Here is a 16,120-nt window from a genome sequence, read left to right on the forward strand (position 1 = left end):
TTTAAGCGTTTTCATGAATAATATAGCCCAACAGAAGCGGGACATCTGGCCATCGGGTCCGGGATGCGTGCATACAAACGTCGGCCATCAATGGGCCTCACCGAAACGATCACTCTTTGAATAATTTGCAAGTTCACTCATCCTCTTTTCAGGATCGCGGCATTCGCCTGATTTTGGCGCTGATCGCCATCAGCATGCTTGCGCCAGTCGTTGCGCGCGCGGATGACACAGCGCCTGCGATGCCACCGGCTGAAAACCTGCAGATGGCAGAAAATGCTGCGCTACCCGGGGCAATTGAAATTGAAGGTGATAGCTTGCAGCTGCGCATGGATAGGCAGATGCGTGCAATTGGCAATGCCGTGATTCGTAAAGAAGGTCAGCAAGTCACTGGTGACGATATCCGCTATGACATTCAAAACGACGAACTACAAGTAGATGGCAACGCGGTGATTACTGCGGGGCAAACCACCATTAAAGGACCCCTGTTGCGCATGCGGCTGAGCGAAAACATCGGCGAAATGCGGGATGTCACCATTGAATTCAAAAGCAGCCAGCCGCCGCCTAGTAATCAAGACAGTAGCCCACTTTTAAATGATCAAGCCATTTTGCTGAGTGATCCGAAAAGGTACATGGAAGACAACCAGTCTTACAGCACACAAAAAACCACCAGCTCGTTTGACAATATCCGCGCAACGGCAAAACAAGTGCTGTTTGAGGGCCAAAATATCAAACGCTTGAAAAATGCCAGCTATACCTCTTGTGCTGCGAACGTGGATGATTGGTATATCAAAACCAACAATCTAGAACTCAATGACTACACGCGCACTGGCGAGGCCACCAATGCCTTTGTTGAGTTTAAAGGCGTACCGATTCTTTACACGCCATGGATGAGTTTTTCATACAATAATCAGCGTAAAAGTGGCCTGCTGGCGCCGCTGTGGGGTTCGACCTCCCGTAGTGGCTTCGAATTGCTGACGCCTTATTACATTAATATCCGGCCGGATATGGATGCCACGATTGCTACCCGCTTCTTGAGTAAACGGGGCGTACAACTGCAGGGTGAATTCCGCTATCTGGATGAAGATTATTCCGGCATTAATAATCTGGAATATCTGGACAAAGACAGCTTGACTGGTCAAACCCGGTTTTACGCCAAATTATCGCATTTGCAACGATTTAGTGACCACTGGTCTGGCGGCTACAACTTAGAAAAAGTCTCCGATGATACTTATTTTTCGGAGATGGCGACCCGCATTCAGGCTACCTCCCGTGTTAACTTACAACAAGGCGCATTCCTCAACTATAACAGTGAGCACTTAACATTTAACGGCGTAGTCCAGCGTTACCAAAACTTGGATAACGTCTCCTATGTTTACCAGAGACTGCCACAGTTAACATTGACCTATAACGATGAATGGAAAGGTTTTAAGACCCAAACCGGCGCGCAGTATGTCAATTTTCAGGCCATGGATGAGATGATCAATGCACCCTCCGGGAGCCGCTTGAGTCTATACCCATCGGTGGCTTATCCGATGAAAAATGCCTACGGCTACATTACGCCTAAAGTCGGCGTTCAAACCACCCAATACAGCCTGAACAATAATATTCCGCTGGGGTATTCTCAAGAATATAACCAACTCAGCAGAACGCTACCGATCATGAGCCTAGATTCAGGCTTATATTTTGATCGTGAAACCAGTTTGTTTGATACCACATATACTCATACTCTGGAGCCACGTGCTTATTATGTCTATATCCCTTATCGCGACCAGAGCAAGCTACCGATTTTTGATACTTCATTGAACACGCTCAACCAAAACTCCATTTTTTATGAGAACCAATTTAGTGGCGATGACCGTTGGAACAATGCGAACCAGATGACCGTGGCTGTCACCAGCCGCCTGATTGATAGCGAGACCGGCATTGAGCGCCTGAGTGGAACCCTAGGCCAGCGGTTTTATTTTGAGGACCAAAAAGTCAGCTTACCGAATTCCACCAACAGTACCCGAAAGTCTTCCGATATTCTGGCTGGATTCACTGCGCGTCTGTCAAGTCGACTCAATCTGGATACCTTCTGGCAATATGACCCAGACCGAGGCAATATGGAGCGCAATAACTATCTATTGCGCTATAACCCAGAACCCGGCAAGTCGTTCAGCTTTGGCTACCGTTATACGGCCAACGTCCTCGAGCAGTTCGATACGTCGGCCCAGTGGCCACTGGGCGCAGGTTGGTACGGTATCAGTCGCCTGAATTATTCCATTCGCGATGGCAATGCAGTACAGTTTTTGGGCGGACTGGAATATGATGCCGGTTGCTGGCAGGCTCGTGCAGTCATGCAGCGCGTACAAACAGCGACCGCAAATGCCAACTATGCCATGTTTTTCCAACTCGAACTGGGCGGGCTGACTTCGATTGGCGCCAACCCGTTAAATGTGATCAAGCGCAATATTCCAAGCTATATGCGCACCTATGATATCCCGGCAATTTACAGAGACCAGAACTCGCAATGATGAAACGTTTATTTAATTTCCTGTTGGCCGCCATGGTAATGGCCATCAGTGCATCGCCATCCCCTGCTTTATGGGCTGCTGAAAAAAAATCGATTGAAAAAATGGACCGGATCATTGCGGTCGTCGATCAATCGGTGATCACTGAGCGAGAAATGCTTAACCGGATGGCATCAGTCAAAGCACAAATGATTAAAAAAGGGGTCGATGTCCCCCCTGATGACGTCCTGCAGAAACAAATTCTTGAGCGCTTGATTGTCGACAGCCTGCAACTACAATTGGCGGCACAAACCGGTATTAAAGTAGAAGATGCGCAATTAGATAAAACCATCGAGCGCATTGCAGAACAAAACAATCTGACCTTGCCGGCGTTTAAAAAAGCGCTCGAAGAGGACGGCACCCAGTTTTATAAATTCCGCGAAGATATTCGCAACGACATTATTCTTGCGCGTCTGCGTGAGCGTGACGTGGACAACAAGGTAAATATCTCAGAGGCCGAGATTGATAACTATTTAACCACGCAAGAAAAAGAAGGCGATTTGGATGAATTTAATATTTCTCAAATCCTGATTCGGCTGCCAGAAGACAGTGCCCCGGAAGACATCCAAAAAGCACGCGCCCGCACCGAACAAATTACCAAAGCACTGGCCGAAGGCATGAGTTTCGAGAAGGTTTCTGCCAATTTTTCAGATGCGCCGAATGCGCTCGATGGCGGCGGATTAGGCTGGCGTAGTGGTCAGCAAATGCCTGCTCAGTTTCTCGAACTGGTGAAAACCTTGCAGCCTGGTGGCGTCTCACGTCCGATCAGAAGCGGCACTGGCGTTCACATCCTAAAATTGAACGACCGTCGTGCTGGCGCCAGTACCTTGATTGTAGAGCAAACACATGTGCGCCATATTCTGTTGAAGCCCAACGAAGTGCTGTCAGACAAAGAAGCAAAACAAAAAATCGAAGGCATCAAAGAGCGTATCGACCATGGCACGCCTTTTCAGGACATGGCGCGCCAATATTCCGACGATGGTAGCGCGTCTAGTGGCGGTGATCTCGGCTGGATCAGCCCGGGCGACACGGTGCCGGTATTTGAAAAGACCATGGCAGAATTGGCAGTGAACGAGGTCAGCATGCCAGTGCGCAGTCAGTTTGGTTGGCACCTGATTCAGGTGTTAGAGCGCCGCAAGCAGGATATGTCGAAAGAATCCAAACGACTCAAGGCGCGTCAAGAGATCCGGGCCCGCAAAGCCGAAGAATCCTATAACGACTGGATCCACGAGCTACGCGACAAAGCGTTTGTTGAAATGCGCTTAGAAGATAAATTCTAAGCCCATGAACCACTTGCCTCGGATTGCGGTGACCGCCGGCGAACCCGCCGGTATCGGACTCGATTTGTGTGTTCAGCTCGCACACACGCCGGTGCCAGCAACGTTAGTCATCTTGGCCGACCCCAATGCATTGCGGGCCAGAGCTGCACAATTGGGGCTTGCGCTCACCTTGCACCCCTACGTTAGCCCAGTGCCGGCCCATGCCGGGGATGGTCAACTCTACGTGTTGCCGGTAGAGACTGCAGAGCCTGTCGTCGCCGGCACGCTTAACGTGCGTAATAGTGCGGCCGTACTCAGCATGCTTGACCATGCATTGTCTGGCTGCCAGTCTGGCGCGTTTGATGCCATGGTGACTGCCCCCGTGCACAAAGGCATTATCAATGAGGCAGGGTTTGCCTTTACCGGGCATACCGAGTACCTCGCAGAACAAACCGCCACTGCACAGGTGGTGATGATGTTAGTCGGCGGCGGTATGCGCGTGGCACTGGCGACCACGCACCTCCCGCTCACACAAGTCAGTGCCGCCATCACGCCACATGCACTCACCACGACGTTACGCATTTTGCACCAAGATTTAGTGCAGAAATTTGCTATCAGCCACCCAACCATCTATGTTGCCGGCCTGAATCCGCATGCGGGCGAAGGTGGTTACTTAGGTAGAGAAGAAATCGACACCATTCAGCCCGTATTAGACCAACTGCGTGCCGAGGGCATGCAATTGATTGGCCCGTTGCCAGCCGACACCATGTTTTCACAAAAAAATCTGGCGCAAGCCGATGCTTTTCTGGCCATGTATCACGATCAAGGGCTCACCGTACTCAAATACGCGAGTTTTGGCGAAGGCGTCAATGTTACGTTGGGTCTCCCTATCATCCGCACCTCCGTCGACCATGGCACGGCACTCGATATTGCCGGTAGCGGCCAAGCCACCCTCGGCAGTATGTTGAGCGCCATCCAGTTGGCGATCGACTTATGCCAGTCACAGCAAGCACGCCCTTTATGAAACATATTGCTAAGAAAAAATTTGGTCAGAATTTTTTAATTGACCAAGCCATCATTCAAAGTCTGATCAATGCCATTCATCCGCAAGCTGACGACCTGATGGTCGAAATTGGCCCCGGCTTGGGCGCCATGACGCAACCCTTGATCAAGCATCTCGATCATTTACATGTGGTTGAGATAGATCGCGACATTATTCAGTGGATGCAAAGTTTTTATCCCCCCCAAAAAATCACCATCCATAATTCAGACGTGTTGAAATTCGACTTTAGCCACATCGGCGAGCGGATTCGCGTCGTCGGCAACCTACCCTACAACATTTCCAGCCCGATTTTATTCAAACTGCTCGAAAACACGGCGCAGATTATTGATATGCATTTTATGCTACAAAAAGAGGTGGTTGAGCGGATGGTGGCTGCACCCTCCACGTCAGAATATGGCCGGTTGTCGGTCATGCTGCAATATCGCTTGCATATGGAATATATGGTGACGGTGCCGCCTGAAGCGTTTGACCCAGCACCTAAAGTCGAGTCTGCTTTTGTGCGGTGCGTGCCGCATGCCCGCCTGCCGTATCCCGCCGCAGACGAAGCCTTGTTTGCCAAAGTAGTGACCGCGGCTTTTGGTCAACGGCGAAAAACCTTACGCAACACCTTAAAAGGGTTGCTAGATGACGCGGGATTCAGCGCAATCAATATCGATTCGCAATCGCGTGCCGAAAACTTGGGCGTGGCCGAGTTTGTTGCTATCAGCAATTATCTAAGCGCCCATACCTAAATCGACCTGCGTAAAGCATGACCGGCTTCACCTGATTTAAAGTTTAGCCTGATATAATTCTATTTTTTTAATTCCCAATTTTTGGAGCATGTTATGCGTTTGATTCTGCTGGGCGCCCCCGGTGCCGGTAAAGGGACCCAAGCCACCTTTATTAAAGAAAAATTCAATATTCCGCAAATTTCCACTGGCGATATGTTGCGCGCAGCAGTCAAAGCAGGCACTCAATTGGGTTTAGAAGCCAAAAAATTCATGGACGCCGGTGGCCTGGTGCCTGACGAAGTCATTATTGGTTTGGTCAAAGAACGTATCAAGTGTGCTGATTGTGCCAATGGCTTTTTGTTTGACGGTTTTCCTCGCACCATTCCACAAGCCGAAGCGATGAAAAACGCAGGCGTTGCGATTGATTATGTCGTAGAAATCGACGTGCCAGATGAAGCCATCGTCGAGCGCATGAGCGGCCGTCGTAGCCACCCGGCGTCAGGCCGCACCTACCACGTGAAATTCAACGCCCCCAAAGTCGCCGGTAAGGATGATGTAACGGGTGAAGACCTAGTGCAACGCGATGATGACAAAGAAGAAGTCGTACTCAAACGTTTGCAGGTTTACCATGACCAAACTGAGCAACTGATTGGCTACTACTCTGACTGGGCAACCTCTGGCGTTAGCGGCGCACCGCAATACGTCAAGGTCAACGGTTTGGGCGACTTAAACGCCATCAAAGAAGATATTTTTGCTGCATTAAAATAACGAGTCACACGCTTTTAAACACACAGCCCGCGATTGCGGGCTGTGTGTTTTTTACTGCTATTAATCAAGCGTACCTTAAAAGTCGTAACGAATCCCGACAAATACTTGGCGAGGACGGCCCGCCACCTTGCCATCTACGCGACTCGCCAAATACTCTCTGTCGGTTAGATTATATCCACTCATGAAATAAGTCACTCTTGAACCCACTGGACGATAATTTGCAGACATGTTGAACAATGTGTACGCTGGAATAGTGCCTGTTGTACCTGCTGCATTCTCTACACGTGTATTGGCGCTATCAGAAAACTGCTCACTGACATAGTCTGCACCGATGCGAACGTCAAAACCAACTGGATGTAAGTATCCCACACTCATTGAAGCCATATGTTTGGGGGCATATTGCAAACGATTACCTTTATCTGCCCCTTTTTCAAAATCTGCAGTAAAGACGTTTGTATAGGACCCTAACAAATAAAAGTGATGGGCGCTGTCAAAAATGGTTCCAAAATCAACTTTACCAGCCAATTCAATCCCTGCTTGCTCAGTTTCACCCGCGTTTATAAACCGGCCTGCCGGCTGCTCAATCACAATGTCATCAAATTTAGTTTTAAACAGCGTACTTTCAAAACTAACTCCCTTGAAGTATGCAGATCTTAAACCTAATTCATAATTGGTACTCTCCTCAGCGCGCGTCTGAGAAATATTCGCTCCATCTAGATCTCGGCTAGCACGCGGTGGGGCAAAACCTTTATGCACACCACCAAATACTGTTGTATTTGTTATGCCATTCCAAGCCAAACCCAAGCCAGGTAACACCTTAGACTGATGATTACTTTGCGAATTGAAAACGGCATTTCCACCAGCTTGAAAAATCGTGGTTCTCTGTTTGATATCTTCATAGCGAACGCCTGGCGTAATTGCAAAATCACCCGCATAAAAAGTGTTTTGGAAGTAATAGGATTTAGCCTCCACTGCAATTCTAATATCCTCACGAAAATCGGCTACTGCACTCGCAATACCAGGCTGCTCTGCATTAGCTTTCAGAAATGAGAGGCTTTGCGCACGTGCATCATTTCCACGCCATTGGCGACGTCTCTGGTCTTCTTCATGGTATCTAAACCCAATGACTGCTTCACTTTGCAGTCCGAATAATGAATGTTGAAAGTCCAAACGCGGCTCAATGCCCCAGTATTGAAAATCTCGAGGTCTGTGACGTCCACCGCACTGATCCGCATTAGCTAGATTATTATTCCCACTTGGCAAACCTGCCGGACACCTTTCCAATTGTGAAAAGCCTGCATTGCTACCTGGCGTATCAATTTGCCTAAATGAGGATCTGAATACATCGACATAATATGCATTTGTGGTGAGTCTGGCTGTATCGCTAATATCAAATATGTGTGTAAGTTGTCCGCTTTTTCTTTCAAGTTCAAAAAAATCATTATTCCCAGTAGGAGCTTGGTACTTATCGAGCGCGTATTCCGCTGCGCCAAGTCCAGTTTCACTGACATGAGACTCTTCTTTATAGTAACCAACCTTAGCAATTAACTTTTGGCTATCTGTTAGGTTAAGCTGACCTTTCAAGGTCATATCTAGAACATCAAAATCATGGTTTTTACGAATACCATCGCCTTTTTTCTGATTGACATCCAGCATGACACCGCCCCGCTCATTTCCATAGCCTGCGTTTGCGTACAGGCCGGTAAAATCATTATTCCCAAGCATGGCTTGGACGGCGCCTTGAAAACCATTGGTTGGTACAGGACGAGTGACGAAGTTGATCATGCCGCCCACCGTTTGTGGACCATACAATATTTGACCAGACCCTTTAACTACTTCAATCCGTTGAATACGTTCCATAGGTGTTGTTAAATGCAGTGATGGATCTCCATATGGCCCTAACTGCAAAGGCACACCGTCCTCCATCACTAGTGTTCGAGAAGTGCGACGAGGATTCAAACCACGTATACCGATATTCAAACCCAAGCCGAAAGAGTTCTCACCGACCACATTTACACCTGGTACGTTGTTTAGGGCTTCTTGAACCGAAAATGGACGTCTTAGATCTAGATCTTTTTTATCCAACAAATAATAAGAGCCCGGAACAGACTCTAGCCTGTCAGGCAATATTCCGCGTACTTCTACTGGAGAAATATCTAAAGATTTCTCTAGCCTTGCGCTTTCCTCTGAAAATACCTCCATAGCCGGATTCAAAGCCAACATAGTTGCAACCAACACACTTTTCTTCTTCATCAGTTTTCCCTCTCTTATTGGTTTTTTATCATCAACAAAAATAACGGAAGTGCAATTTCAATGCCAAACATATCGCGATAATATTTATCTAGCTGTTTTTAATACACAAATAACCATCGTAGCCCCCCTCCATCAGTCACTGTGTAGTGGTTTATATAAGCCACTTTTCAGCCATATGTTTTATAACAACCCATTTACATGCTTATCCCGCCGTGAGGTCATTGCCAGGCAAAACATGGCCACGAGTTCTCGGGTATAATTAGCGCTTCATTTAGCTACTCTCAAGCCACGCACATGCAACAGCAGTATCCATTCAAAGACGTTGAACAACAGGCACAACAACACTGGGATTCTCAGCTCAGCTTTCAAGCCAAGGCTGATAGTCAAAAACCCAAGTATTACTGTTTGTCTATGTTCCCTTACCCAAGTGGCAAATTGCACATGGGGCATGTGCGCAACTACACCATTGGTGACGTCTTAAGCCGCTATCACCACATGAAGGGCTTTAATGTCTTGCAACCCATGGGCTGGGATGCGTTTGGCTTGCCAGCTGAAAATGCGGCCATTCAAAATAATGTACCGCCAGCGCAGTGGACCTATGACAACATTGCCTACATGCGCAAGCAGCTGAAATCATTGGGCTTTGCCATTGATTGGGAACGAGAACTGGCCACTTGCCAGCCGGAATACTACAAATGGAACCAGTGGTTGTTTTTGCGCATGCTGGAAAAAGGCATTGCTTACAAAAAAACCCAAGTCGTTAACTGGGACCCGGTTGACCAAACCGTCTTAGCCAACGAACAGGTGATTGATGGGCGCGGCTGGCGCACGGGCGCCGTTGTTGAAAAACGTGAGATACCAGGCTATTACCTGCACATCACGGGCTATGCGCAACAACTTCTCGACGACCTGGACAAATTACCTGGCTGGCCAGAACGCGTAAAAACCATGCAGGCCAACTGGATAGGCAGAAGTGTCGGCGTACGCTTTGCCTTCACCCATGACATTAAACATAACAATGGTGCACTGATTGACGACGGCAAGCTGTGGGTATTCACTACGCGTGCCGACACCATCATGGGCGTGACGTTTTGTGCTGTGGCGGCGGAGCATCCTTTGGCCACGCATGCTGCGCAGCACAATCCTGCATTACAAGCCTTTATTGAAAAATGTAAACAAGGCTCTGTAATGGAGGCCGACATGGCCACCATGGAAAAAGAAGGCATGGACACGGGGCTGCTGGTGAACCATCCGCTGACCGGTGAGCCAGTCCCCGTCTGGGTGGGCAACTACGTGCTGATGACCTACGGCGAAGGTGCCGTCATGGCTGTGCCGGCACACGATGAACGCGATTTCGGCTTTGCAAAAAAATACCAGTTGCCCATCAAGCAAGTCATCAGCGTGCATGATCAAAGCTTTGACTTAAACTCATGGCAAGAGTGGTATGGCGACAAGGTCAAAAGTGTTTGCATCCATTCTGGCAAATACAACGATTTGAGCTATACACAAGCCATTGACGCCGTGGCTGCCGATCTTGAAACAAAAGGCTTAGGCGGCAAACAGACCAACTGGCGCCTGCGTGACTGGGGTGTTTCACGCCAGCGTTACTGGGGTTGTCCGATTCCGATTATTCATTGCGACCATTGCGGTGACGTGCCGGTGCCAGACGATCAGTTGCCAGTCAAATTGCCTGAAGACTGCGTGCCTGATGGCTCAGGCAACCCACTAAACAAGCGCGACGACTTTGTCAATTGCAGCTGCCCGACTTGCGGCCAACCCGCCAAGCGTGAAACTGACACCATGGATACCTTCGTCGATTCGAGCTGGTATTACGCGCGCTATGCCTCAGGTTTTAGCGACACCGCTATGGTCGACGCGCAAACCAATCACTGGATGCCGGTGGATCAGTACATTGGTGGGATTGAGCATGCGATTTTGCACCTGCTCTACTCTCGCTTTTGGAGCAAAGTCATGCGTGACCTCGGCTTGGTCAACTATGATGAACCGTTTGCGAACTTACTCACACAAGGCATGGTGCTCAACCATATCTTCTCTCGCCGCACTGCCAAAGGCGGCATTGAATATTTCGCCCCTGAAGAGGTCACGCTGGTACAAGATAGCCACGGCAAAGTGACGGGTGCCAAACTAATCAAAGACGGCTCTGCCATTGATTATCAAGGCATAGGCACCATGTCTAAATCCAAGCGCAACGGCGTTGATCCGCAATCGTTGATTGAACAATATGGTGCGGATACCGCGCGTTTCTTCATGATGTTTGCGGCCCCGCCAGAACAAACACTGGAGTGGTCAGACAGTGGTGTCGAAGGCTCACATCGTTTCTTAAAACGGGTATGGAATTTTGGTGTTGGCTTGTCCGAACTCAAGCCCACAGACTTACCTAACAAATTGACCGGCGAACTCGCAAACCATAGGCGAGAAATTCACAGTGTGTTAAAACAAGCCAATATTGACTTGGCTAAGCTGCAATTTAACACCGTTGCATCGGCCTGCATGAAAATGCTCAACACCCTCGAAAAAGTGCAAAAAGAGACAGAAAAAGACTGGCAAGCCGTGGCGTTTGAAGGTTACAGTATGTTGCTGCGCCTGCTTTCTCCGATTGCGCCGCACATCGCTCAAGTCATGTGGCAACGTTTAAACCTTGGTGCTGACATCCTGAGCGCCAAGTGGCCTGAACCAGCCAATGCCGCCTTGGTACAAGACGAGGTGGAATATGTGGTGCAAGTGAATGGCAAACTCCGTGGCAGCATCAGCATCCCCAAAAGCATGGCCAAAGAGCAAATTGAAGCCACCGCGGTCAATCAGGACTTTGTGCAGAAGTTTCTCAATGAGGGTAGCGTGAAAAAGATCATTGTGGTGCCCAACAAACTGATTAATATTGTGGTTGCTTAGTCCAAGGAGCACAACCTTGCTGCAAAAACTTACGCAAAGATACGTGATTTACTGGTTCAGCATGCTGACACTGTCAGTCATGTTGACGGCTTGCGGCTTTCATTTACGGCAACCGTCACCGATTGCCTTTAAAACCGTGCAGATTAAGGGCACCACCTTGATCAATACGGCGCTGAAAAAATTACTCATCGAACAGGGCGTGAAAGTAGTGACGGATGCCGAAGAGGCAGAGCTGCAACTTGAACTGCTCAAAGAAGAAAACGAACAACGTATTCTGTCCTTAAGCGGCACAGGGGTAGTGCGAGAGTATGAACTGTATTATCGCGTGCAATACCGCACAAAACTGGCGTCCGAAGCCACTTGGGCTTTACCGTTGGTGATGGAAGGTCGTCGCGACTACACCTATAACGATGCGAACCTGCTCGCAAAACAAGCTGAGCAAAAACTGTTGACTGACAGCATGCAAACGGATGTGCTGAACGGCATCATGCGTCGTTTATCCGCCCTCAAAAAAGTGCAGTAATCATGCGCATTCAGGCTGCGCAACTTGTGCAACATCTACCGCCGAAACAGTCGCTATTTGTGTTGGCTGGCGATGAGCCGTTGTCTATTACTGAAGCCATGGATCAGATTCGTGCTGCTTCACGTCAGCATGGTGCGCAAGAGCGCGCAAGTTTTACGGTAGAGCGCTACTTTAATTGGGCACAAGTCAGCCAGTTTCTACAAAGTTTTTCGCTGTTTGCAGAGCATCGCATTCTCGAGATCAACATTCCCACTGGCAAACCGGGGGTCGAAGGCGCCAAGGCCTTACTGCAACTGGCTGAACAACCCACTGCCGACACCACCATCATTATCACCTTGCCAGCGCCGGACCGTGACATGACCAGCAGTGCATGGTATGAAGCCTTGTTGCAGCTTGGCGTATTACTCATTCTCAACCAAGTCCCATTAGCGCAATTGCCTGAATGGATCGCCCAACGGCTGGCCATTCAGCAGCAAACGGCGGATGAAGCCTCGCGCCGTTTTATTGCCGAACAGGTCGAAGGCAATTTACTGGCGGCGCATCAAGAGATTCAAAAACTCGGTTTGCTGTATCCGCCCGGGCCACTCTCTGAGGCCGCCATTCGCCAGTGTGTGCTCAACGTCGCGCGCTTTGATGTGTCACAACTCGGCGAAGCCATGCTGCAGGGTGACCAGAGTCGTGTGATGCGTATTATTGAAGGTCTGCGTGAAGAGGGCGAAACGGCTGTCGCCGTGATGAATCCGCTGGTGTGGTTGTTTCGGCCTTTATTGCAAGTGCGTCAAGCCATGCAAAACGGGCAATCCGTGCAAACGGCCCTGAGCCAAGCGCGACTATTTGGCGACCGTCAGCTGTTAGTCAAACGGGCGGTGGAATTTTTACCGCAAAAACATATCGAAGCGGCATTACAAAAACTGTCAGAGATAGACCGCATCGCAAAAGGCGTTGGTCAAGGCGACGCTTGGTTGGAGCTCTCGCGCCTGTGTAGCGGCATCGCCCGGATGGCCGCGGGTAAATCAGCGCGTGCCGTCAACAAACCGCGATAAGCGTTTAAGCAGATCGCGCGTTTAAGATAGAATATCGAATATGGACATCACACAATACATGAAACAACTGGGTGAGCAGGCTCGCGCCGCTTCCCGCTTGATGGCAAGTGCCGACACCAACACCAAAAATCAGGCGTTGCGCAACATTGCAGCTTTAATTCGCCAGCATGACAAAGCCCTGCTGGCAGCGAATCAGCAAGATTTAGACGCCGCGAAAGCCAATGGCATGGACGCCGCCATGCTGGATCGTCTGACCTTGAGCGACAAGTCTGTAGCGACCATGGCCGAGGGTCTTGAACAAATTGCCAGCCTGCCAGACCCCATTGGTGAAATGAGCGGTTTCAAATACCGTCCTTCTGGCATACAGATCGGGCAAATGCGGGTGCCACTGGGCGTGATCGGCATCATTTATGAAGCCCGGCCGAATGTGACGGTCGATGCCGCTGGTTTGTGTATTAAATCAGGGAACGCCTGCATTTTGCGTGGGGGCTCTGAAGCCATCCATTGCAATCAGGCACTGGCAAAATTAGTGCATCAAGGTCTGCAACAAGCGGGCCTGCCACAAGCAGCGGTGTTGGTGGTTGAAACGACTGACCGCGCGGCTGTGGGCGAACTCATCACCATGAAGCAATATATTGATGTGATTGTGCCACGAGGCGGCAAGGGACTGATCGAGCGCATCAGTAATGATGCCCGTATTCCAGTGATCAAACACTTAGATGGCAACTGCCATGTTTATGTGGACGACGAAGCTGACCTCGACAAAGCGGTGCGCATTCTTGAAAACGCAAAAACCCAGCGCTTGGGCACCTGCAATACCGCCGAATCCTTACTGGTGGCGCGCGGCATTGCCAACACAGCCTTGCCGCTATTGGCTGAAATGCTGACCGCCAAAGGCATCGAGATTCGGGGCTGCGCGGAAACGCTTGCCTTGGTGCCGCAAGCGATTGCCGCGACCGATGAAGACTATTACACCGAATATCTGGCAGCGATCATCTCGTGCAAAGTCGTCAGTGGCGTTGATGAAGCCATCGCGCACATCAATCAACACTCCAGCCAGCACACTGAGGCAATCGTGACCGAAAACTATACCAAAGCGCGCAAGTTTCTGCGCGAAGTGGATTCCAGCAGCGTCATGGTGAATGCCTCCACACGTTTTGCTGATGGCTTCGAATATGGCTTTGGCGCCGAAATCGGCATCTCAACCGATAAATTGCACGCGCGCGGACCGGTCGGCCTTGAAGGGCTGACCTCGCTAAAATATGTGGTCTTGGGCGACGGTCACGTTAGAGCTTAATCCTGATCGCGGCCGCAACACGCACATGGATGCGGCCCGATCAACCCCTTACCGCCCTCAAGACGCTTTACACCCGCATTGATTCAGGCACCCATGGAAACCATAGGCATCTTCGGTGGTACGTTCAACCCCATTCACAATGGGCATTTGGCGTTGGCAAACAGTGTGCTCAACACACTGCACTGCGCGCAAATACGCTTGATCCCTGCCGCCGTGCCACCGCATAAAGAAACCCCGGCCGTGACAGCAGAGCATCGCGCAGCGATGGTAGCGTTAGCGATTCAAGACCAACCACAACTCGTGCTCGATACCTGTGAGCTAGCGCGACAAGGTCCCTCTTACACCATTGATACCCTGCACTTGCTGCGCCAGCGTTTTCCAGCGCAGGCACTCTGCCTCATCATGGGCCAAGATAGTTACCAAAAGCTGCCTTCTTGGCATCGCTGGCAAGCATTGCTAGACGCATGTCATCTGTTGGTGGTACACCGGGCAGATTGTGATGAACAGCTCAGTCTGCATGCAGCGCATGCTGGGCGCCTGATCGACATTGCACGCGCAGCACACATGTTTGCGCAACAAACCCATGGCTTGATTAGTTTTTTACCCAACCCTCCGCCCGACCTCTCCTCAACCCGTATTCGAGCAGAATTACAGGCGCAAAGCCCCGCAATCACGACAGCCCTGCCGCCATTGGTGCTGCGTTATATTCAGCAAAATCACCTGTATCAATAGCGCAACGCCTGACTTGCCCCCGGCAGAGTCAGTGAAATCATCCCGCAGCAACTGATCAATCAGCAGAAGCCGCAGAAACGCCGACAATTCTGCACCCTGAAATACACATTTAACCCATTTTAAAGCGCACTTAGCGTGTTCATTTTAGGTGTTTTATACAAAAATGCACTTAAAGTATTGAATTGAATGACTAATCAGCCCCTTTACTGGCTATACAGGCTTTCTATAGTTTGCTAATGTATGGATATCAAAATAATTGCGGTGATGCACACCGCTTCATGCCCGGGGTGACATTGATGAAAATGGAGCATAGGTCAGGCAAGTATTTGTACAGCATACGCAGTGCAAATGGGGTGTTGGTTGAAAACTTACAGATATTTGGCAAGTCGCGCAGCGATGCGGATGCGAAAATCCGTCAGATGTACTGGCGCTGTGAGATTTTGAGTTGTAGCTTAGTCGCGGACTTGCGTGCGCGCGCACCCAATTTGAAGATGCAATGGGAACGGCCAATGCCACGCCCAGCCACTTAAGAAGTCAAAAAAGCGCTTGATTCAAGCGCTTTTTTTACGACGAAATGCAACCCGCCAAGACCAAGCATTTAAAATAATGACAGGTTGCTGGCTTGCGTTTGCTGCTTAACCGCTCTTCTTCTGGCCAGTTTTTTCACTGGGCTGGCCCCCGCAAACAATGCCTCATCGAACAATGATTGCTGTGCCGGAAACATATCGTTTTGCAAGAAAGCATCTTGCAAATCAAACCTGAGTTCGCAATCTACATGAATATCAGACTTGGGCACACAGCAACAAGGCAGAATCTCATCCGTGGCGATGAAGGCTAACGGCTGATCCAGGTATTGGACTTCACCATCAATCAACCGCACACGACAGGCGCCACAATACCCGCCCCGACATTGAAACTCTACTTCGTGGCCGGTACGTTCTAGGCCCTCGAGCAGCGTTTCATGAGGGAGCAGACTAAAGCGGCTATGTTGGCTACGGATGCTGATCACAGTG

General features: G+C 49.8%; 13 protein-coding genes. 11 read left to right on the forward strand and 2 right to left on the reverse strand.

Annotated elements, in window-relative coordinates; translation table 11 throughout:
- The first annotated feature begins 116 nt into the window (after positions 1 to 116).
- From FIT99_RS08385 to adk, 5 genes are all read left to right on the forward strand, one after another.
- Positions 117 to 2,513, forward strand: coding sequence for an LPS-assembly protein LptD (locus FIT99_RS08385; protein ID WP_140003875.1), 2,397 nt, complete (start codon positions 117 to 119; stop codon positions 2,511 to 2,513).
- Between the two features lie 32 nt (positions 2,514 to 2,545).
- Positions 2,546 to 3,829: a peptidylprolyl isomerase gene (locus FIT99_RS08390; protein WP_140004701.1), complete on the forward strand. Its 1,284-nt coding sequence runs from the start codon at positions 2,546 to 2,548 to the stop codon at positions 3,827 to 3,829.
- A gap of 4 nt (positions 3,830 to 3,833) precedes the next feature.
- Positions 3,834 to 4,832, forward strand: coding sequence for a 4-hydroxythreonine-4-phosphate dehydrogenase PdxA (gene pdxA / locus FIT99_RS08395; protein WP_140003876.1), 999 nt, complete (start codon positions 3,834 to 3,836; stop codon positions 4,830 to 4,832).
- Positions 4,829 to 5,602 carry a 16S rRNA (adenine(1518)-N(6)/adenine(1519)-N(6))-dimethyltransferase RsmA gene (rsmA, locus tag FIT99_RS08400; RefSeq protein WP_140003877.1) on the forward strand — a complete coding sequence of 258 codons (774 nt, stop codon included), beginning with the start codon at positions 4,829 to 4,831 and terminating at the stop codon, positions 5,600 to 5,602. The genes pdxA and rsmA overlap by 4 nt, the downstream gene beginning before the upstream one ends.
- A 93-nt stretch (positions 5,603 to 5,695) precedes the next feature.
- On the forward strand, positions 5,696 to 6,349 hold the full coding sequence (gene adk / locus FIT99_RS08405) for an adenylate kinase (RefSeq protein ID WP_140003878.1): 654 nt from the start codon (positions 5,696 to 5,698) through the stop codon (positions 6,347 to 6,349).
- Positions 6,350 to 6,424: 75 nt separating this feature from the next.
- Here the strand turns inward: adk and FIT99_RS08410 are convergent, their stop codons facing one another.
- On the reverse strand, positions 6,425 to 8,602 hold the full coding sequence (locus FIT99_RS08410) for a TonB-dependent receptor family protein (RefSeq protein ID WP_140003879.1): 2,178 nt from the start codon (positions 8,600 to 8,602) through the stop codon (positions 6,425 to 6,427).
- Between the two features lie 294 nt (positions 8,603 to 8,896).
- Between FIT99_RS08410 and leuS the strand changes: the two genes are divergently transcribed.
- From leuS to FIT99_RS08440, 6 genes are all read left to right on the forward strand, one after another.
- Positions 8,897 to 11,512 carry a leucine--tRNA ligase gene (leuS, locus tag FIT99_RS08415; RefSeq protein WP_140003880.1) on the forward strand — a complete coding sequence of 872 codons (2,616 nt, stop codon included), beginning with the start codon at positions 8,897 to 8,899 and terminating at the stop codon, positions 11,510 to 11,512.
- 16 nt (positions 11,513 to 11,528) lie between these two features.
- On the forward strand, positions 11,529 to 12,035 hold the full coding sequence (locus FIT99_RS08420; protein ID WP_223261155.1) for an LPS-assembly lipoprotein LptE: 507 nt from the start codon (positions 11,529 to 11,531) through the stop codon (positions 12,033 to 12,035).
- A 2-nt stretch (positions 12,036 to 12,037) separates the two neighbouring features.
- Positions 12,038 to 13,078, forward strand: coding sequence for a DNA polymerase III subunit delta (holA, locus tag FIT99_RS08425; RefSeq protein ID WP_140003881.1), 1,041 nt, complete (start codon positions 12,038 to 12,040; stop codon positions 13,076 to 13,078).
- Between the two features lie 40 nt (positions 13,079 to 13,118).
- The gene (locus tag FIT99_RS08430; protein ID WP_140003882.1) at positions 13,119 to 14,375 is read left to right on the forward strand and encodes a glutamate-5-semialdehyde dehydrogenase; all 1,257 of its coding nucleotides are present in this window, start codon (positions 13,119 to 13,121) and stop codon (positions 14,373 to 14,375) included.
- A gap of 93 nt (positions 14,376 to 14,468) precedes the next feature.
- Positions 14,469 to 15,107 (forward strand): nicotinate-nucleotide adenylyltransferase, encoded by a 639-nt coding sequence (nadD, locus tag FIT99_RS08435; RefSeq protein WP_140003883.1) that lies wholly within the window; start codon positions 14,469 to 14,471, stop codon positions 15,105 to 15,107.
- A 296-nt stretch (positions 15,108 to 15,403) separates the two neighbouring features.
- Complete coding sequence (locus FIT99_RS08440) at positions 15,404 to 15,637, forward strand: hypothetical protein (protein WP_223261156.1); 234 nt, start codon at positions 15,404 to 15,406, stop codon at positions 15,635 to 15,637.
- 68 nt (positions 15,638 to 15,705) lie between these two features.
- Here the strand turns inward: FIT99_RS08440 and yfaE are convergent, their stop codons facing one another.
- Positions 15,706 to 16,116, reverse strand: coding sequence for a class I ribonucleotide reductase maintenance protein YfaE (gene yfaE / locus FIT99_RS08445; RefSeq protein WP_140003884.1), 411 nt, complete (start codon positions 16,114 to 16,116; stop codon positions 15,706 to 15,708).
- Between the last annotated feature and the right edge of the window lie 4 nt (positions 16,117 to 16,120).

It is taken from the genome of Methylophilus medardicus (assembly GCF_006363955.1).
Lineage (GTDB): Bacteria > Pseudomonadota > Gammaproteobacteria > Burkholderiales > Methylophilaceae > Methylophilus > Methylophilus medardensis.

Excerpts from the sequence above, each read along its gene's own strand:
- rsmA (WP_140003877.1), top strand. The coding sequence starts at position 4,829 with ATGAAACATATTGCTAAGAAAAAATTTGGTCAGAATTTTTTAATTGAC.
- FIT99_RS08430 (WP_140003882.1), top strand. The coding sequence starts at position 13,119 with ATGGACATCACACAATACATGAAACAACTGGGTGAGCAGGCTCGCGCC.
- FIT99_RS08390 (WP_140004701.1), top strand. The coding sequence starts at position 2,546 with ATGGTAATGGCCATCAGTGCATCGCCATCCCCTGCTTTATGGGCTGCT.
- FIT99_RS08410 (WP_140003879.1), bottom strand. The coding sequence starts at position 8,602 with ATGAAGAAGAAAAGTGTGTTGGTTGCAACTATGTTGGCTTTGAATCCG.
- FIT99_RS08440 (WP_223261156.1), top strand. The coding sequence starts at position 15,404 with ATGAAAATGGAGCATAGGTCAGGCAAGTATTTGTACAGCATACGCAGT.
- holA (WP_140003881.1), top strand. The coding sequence starts at position 12,038 with ATGCGCATTCAGGCTGCGCAACTTGTGCAACATCTACCGCCGAAACAG.
- pdxA (WP_140003876.1), top strand. The coding sequence starts at position 3,834 with ATGAACCACTTGCCTCGGATTGCGGTGACCGCCGGCGAACCCGCCGGT.
- leuS (WP_140003880.1), top strand. The coding sequence starts at position 8,897 with ATGCAACAGCAGTATCCATTCAAAGACGTTGAACAACAGGCACAACAA.
- adk (WP_140003878.1), top strand. The coding sequence starts at position 5,696 with ATGCGTTTGATTCTGCTGGGCGCCCCCGGTGCCGGTAAAGGGACCCAA.
- nadD (WP_140003883.1), top strand. The coding sequence starts at position 14,469 with ATGGAAACCATAGGCATCTTCGGTGGTACGTTCAACCCCATTCACAAT.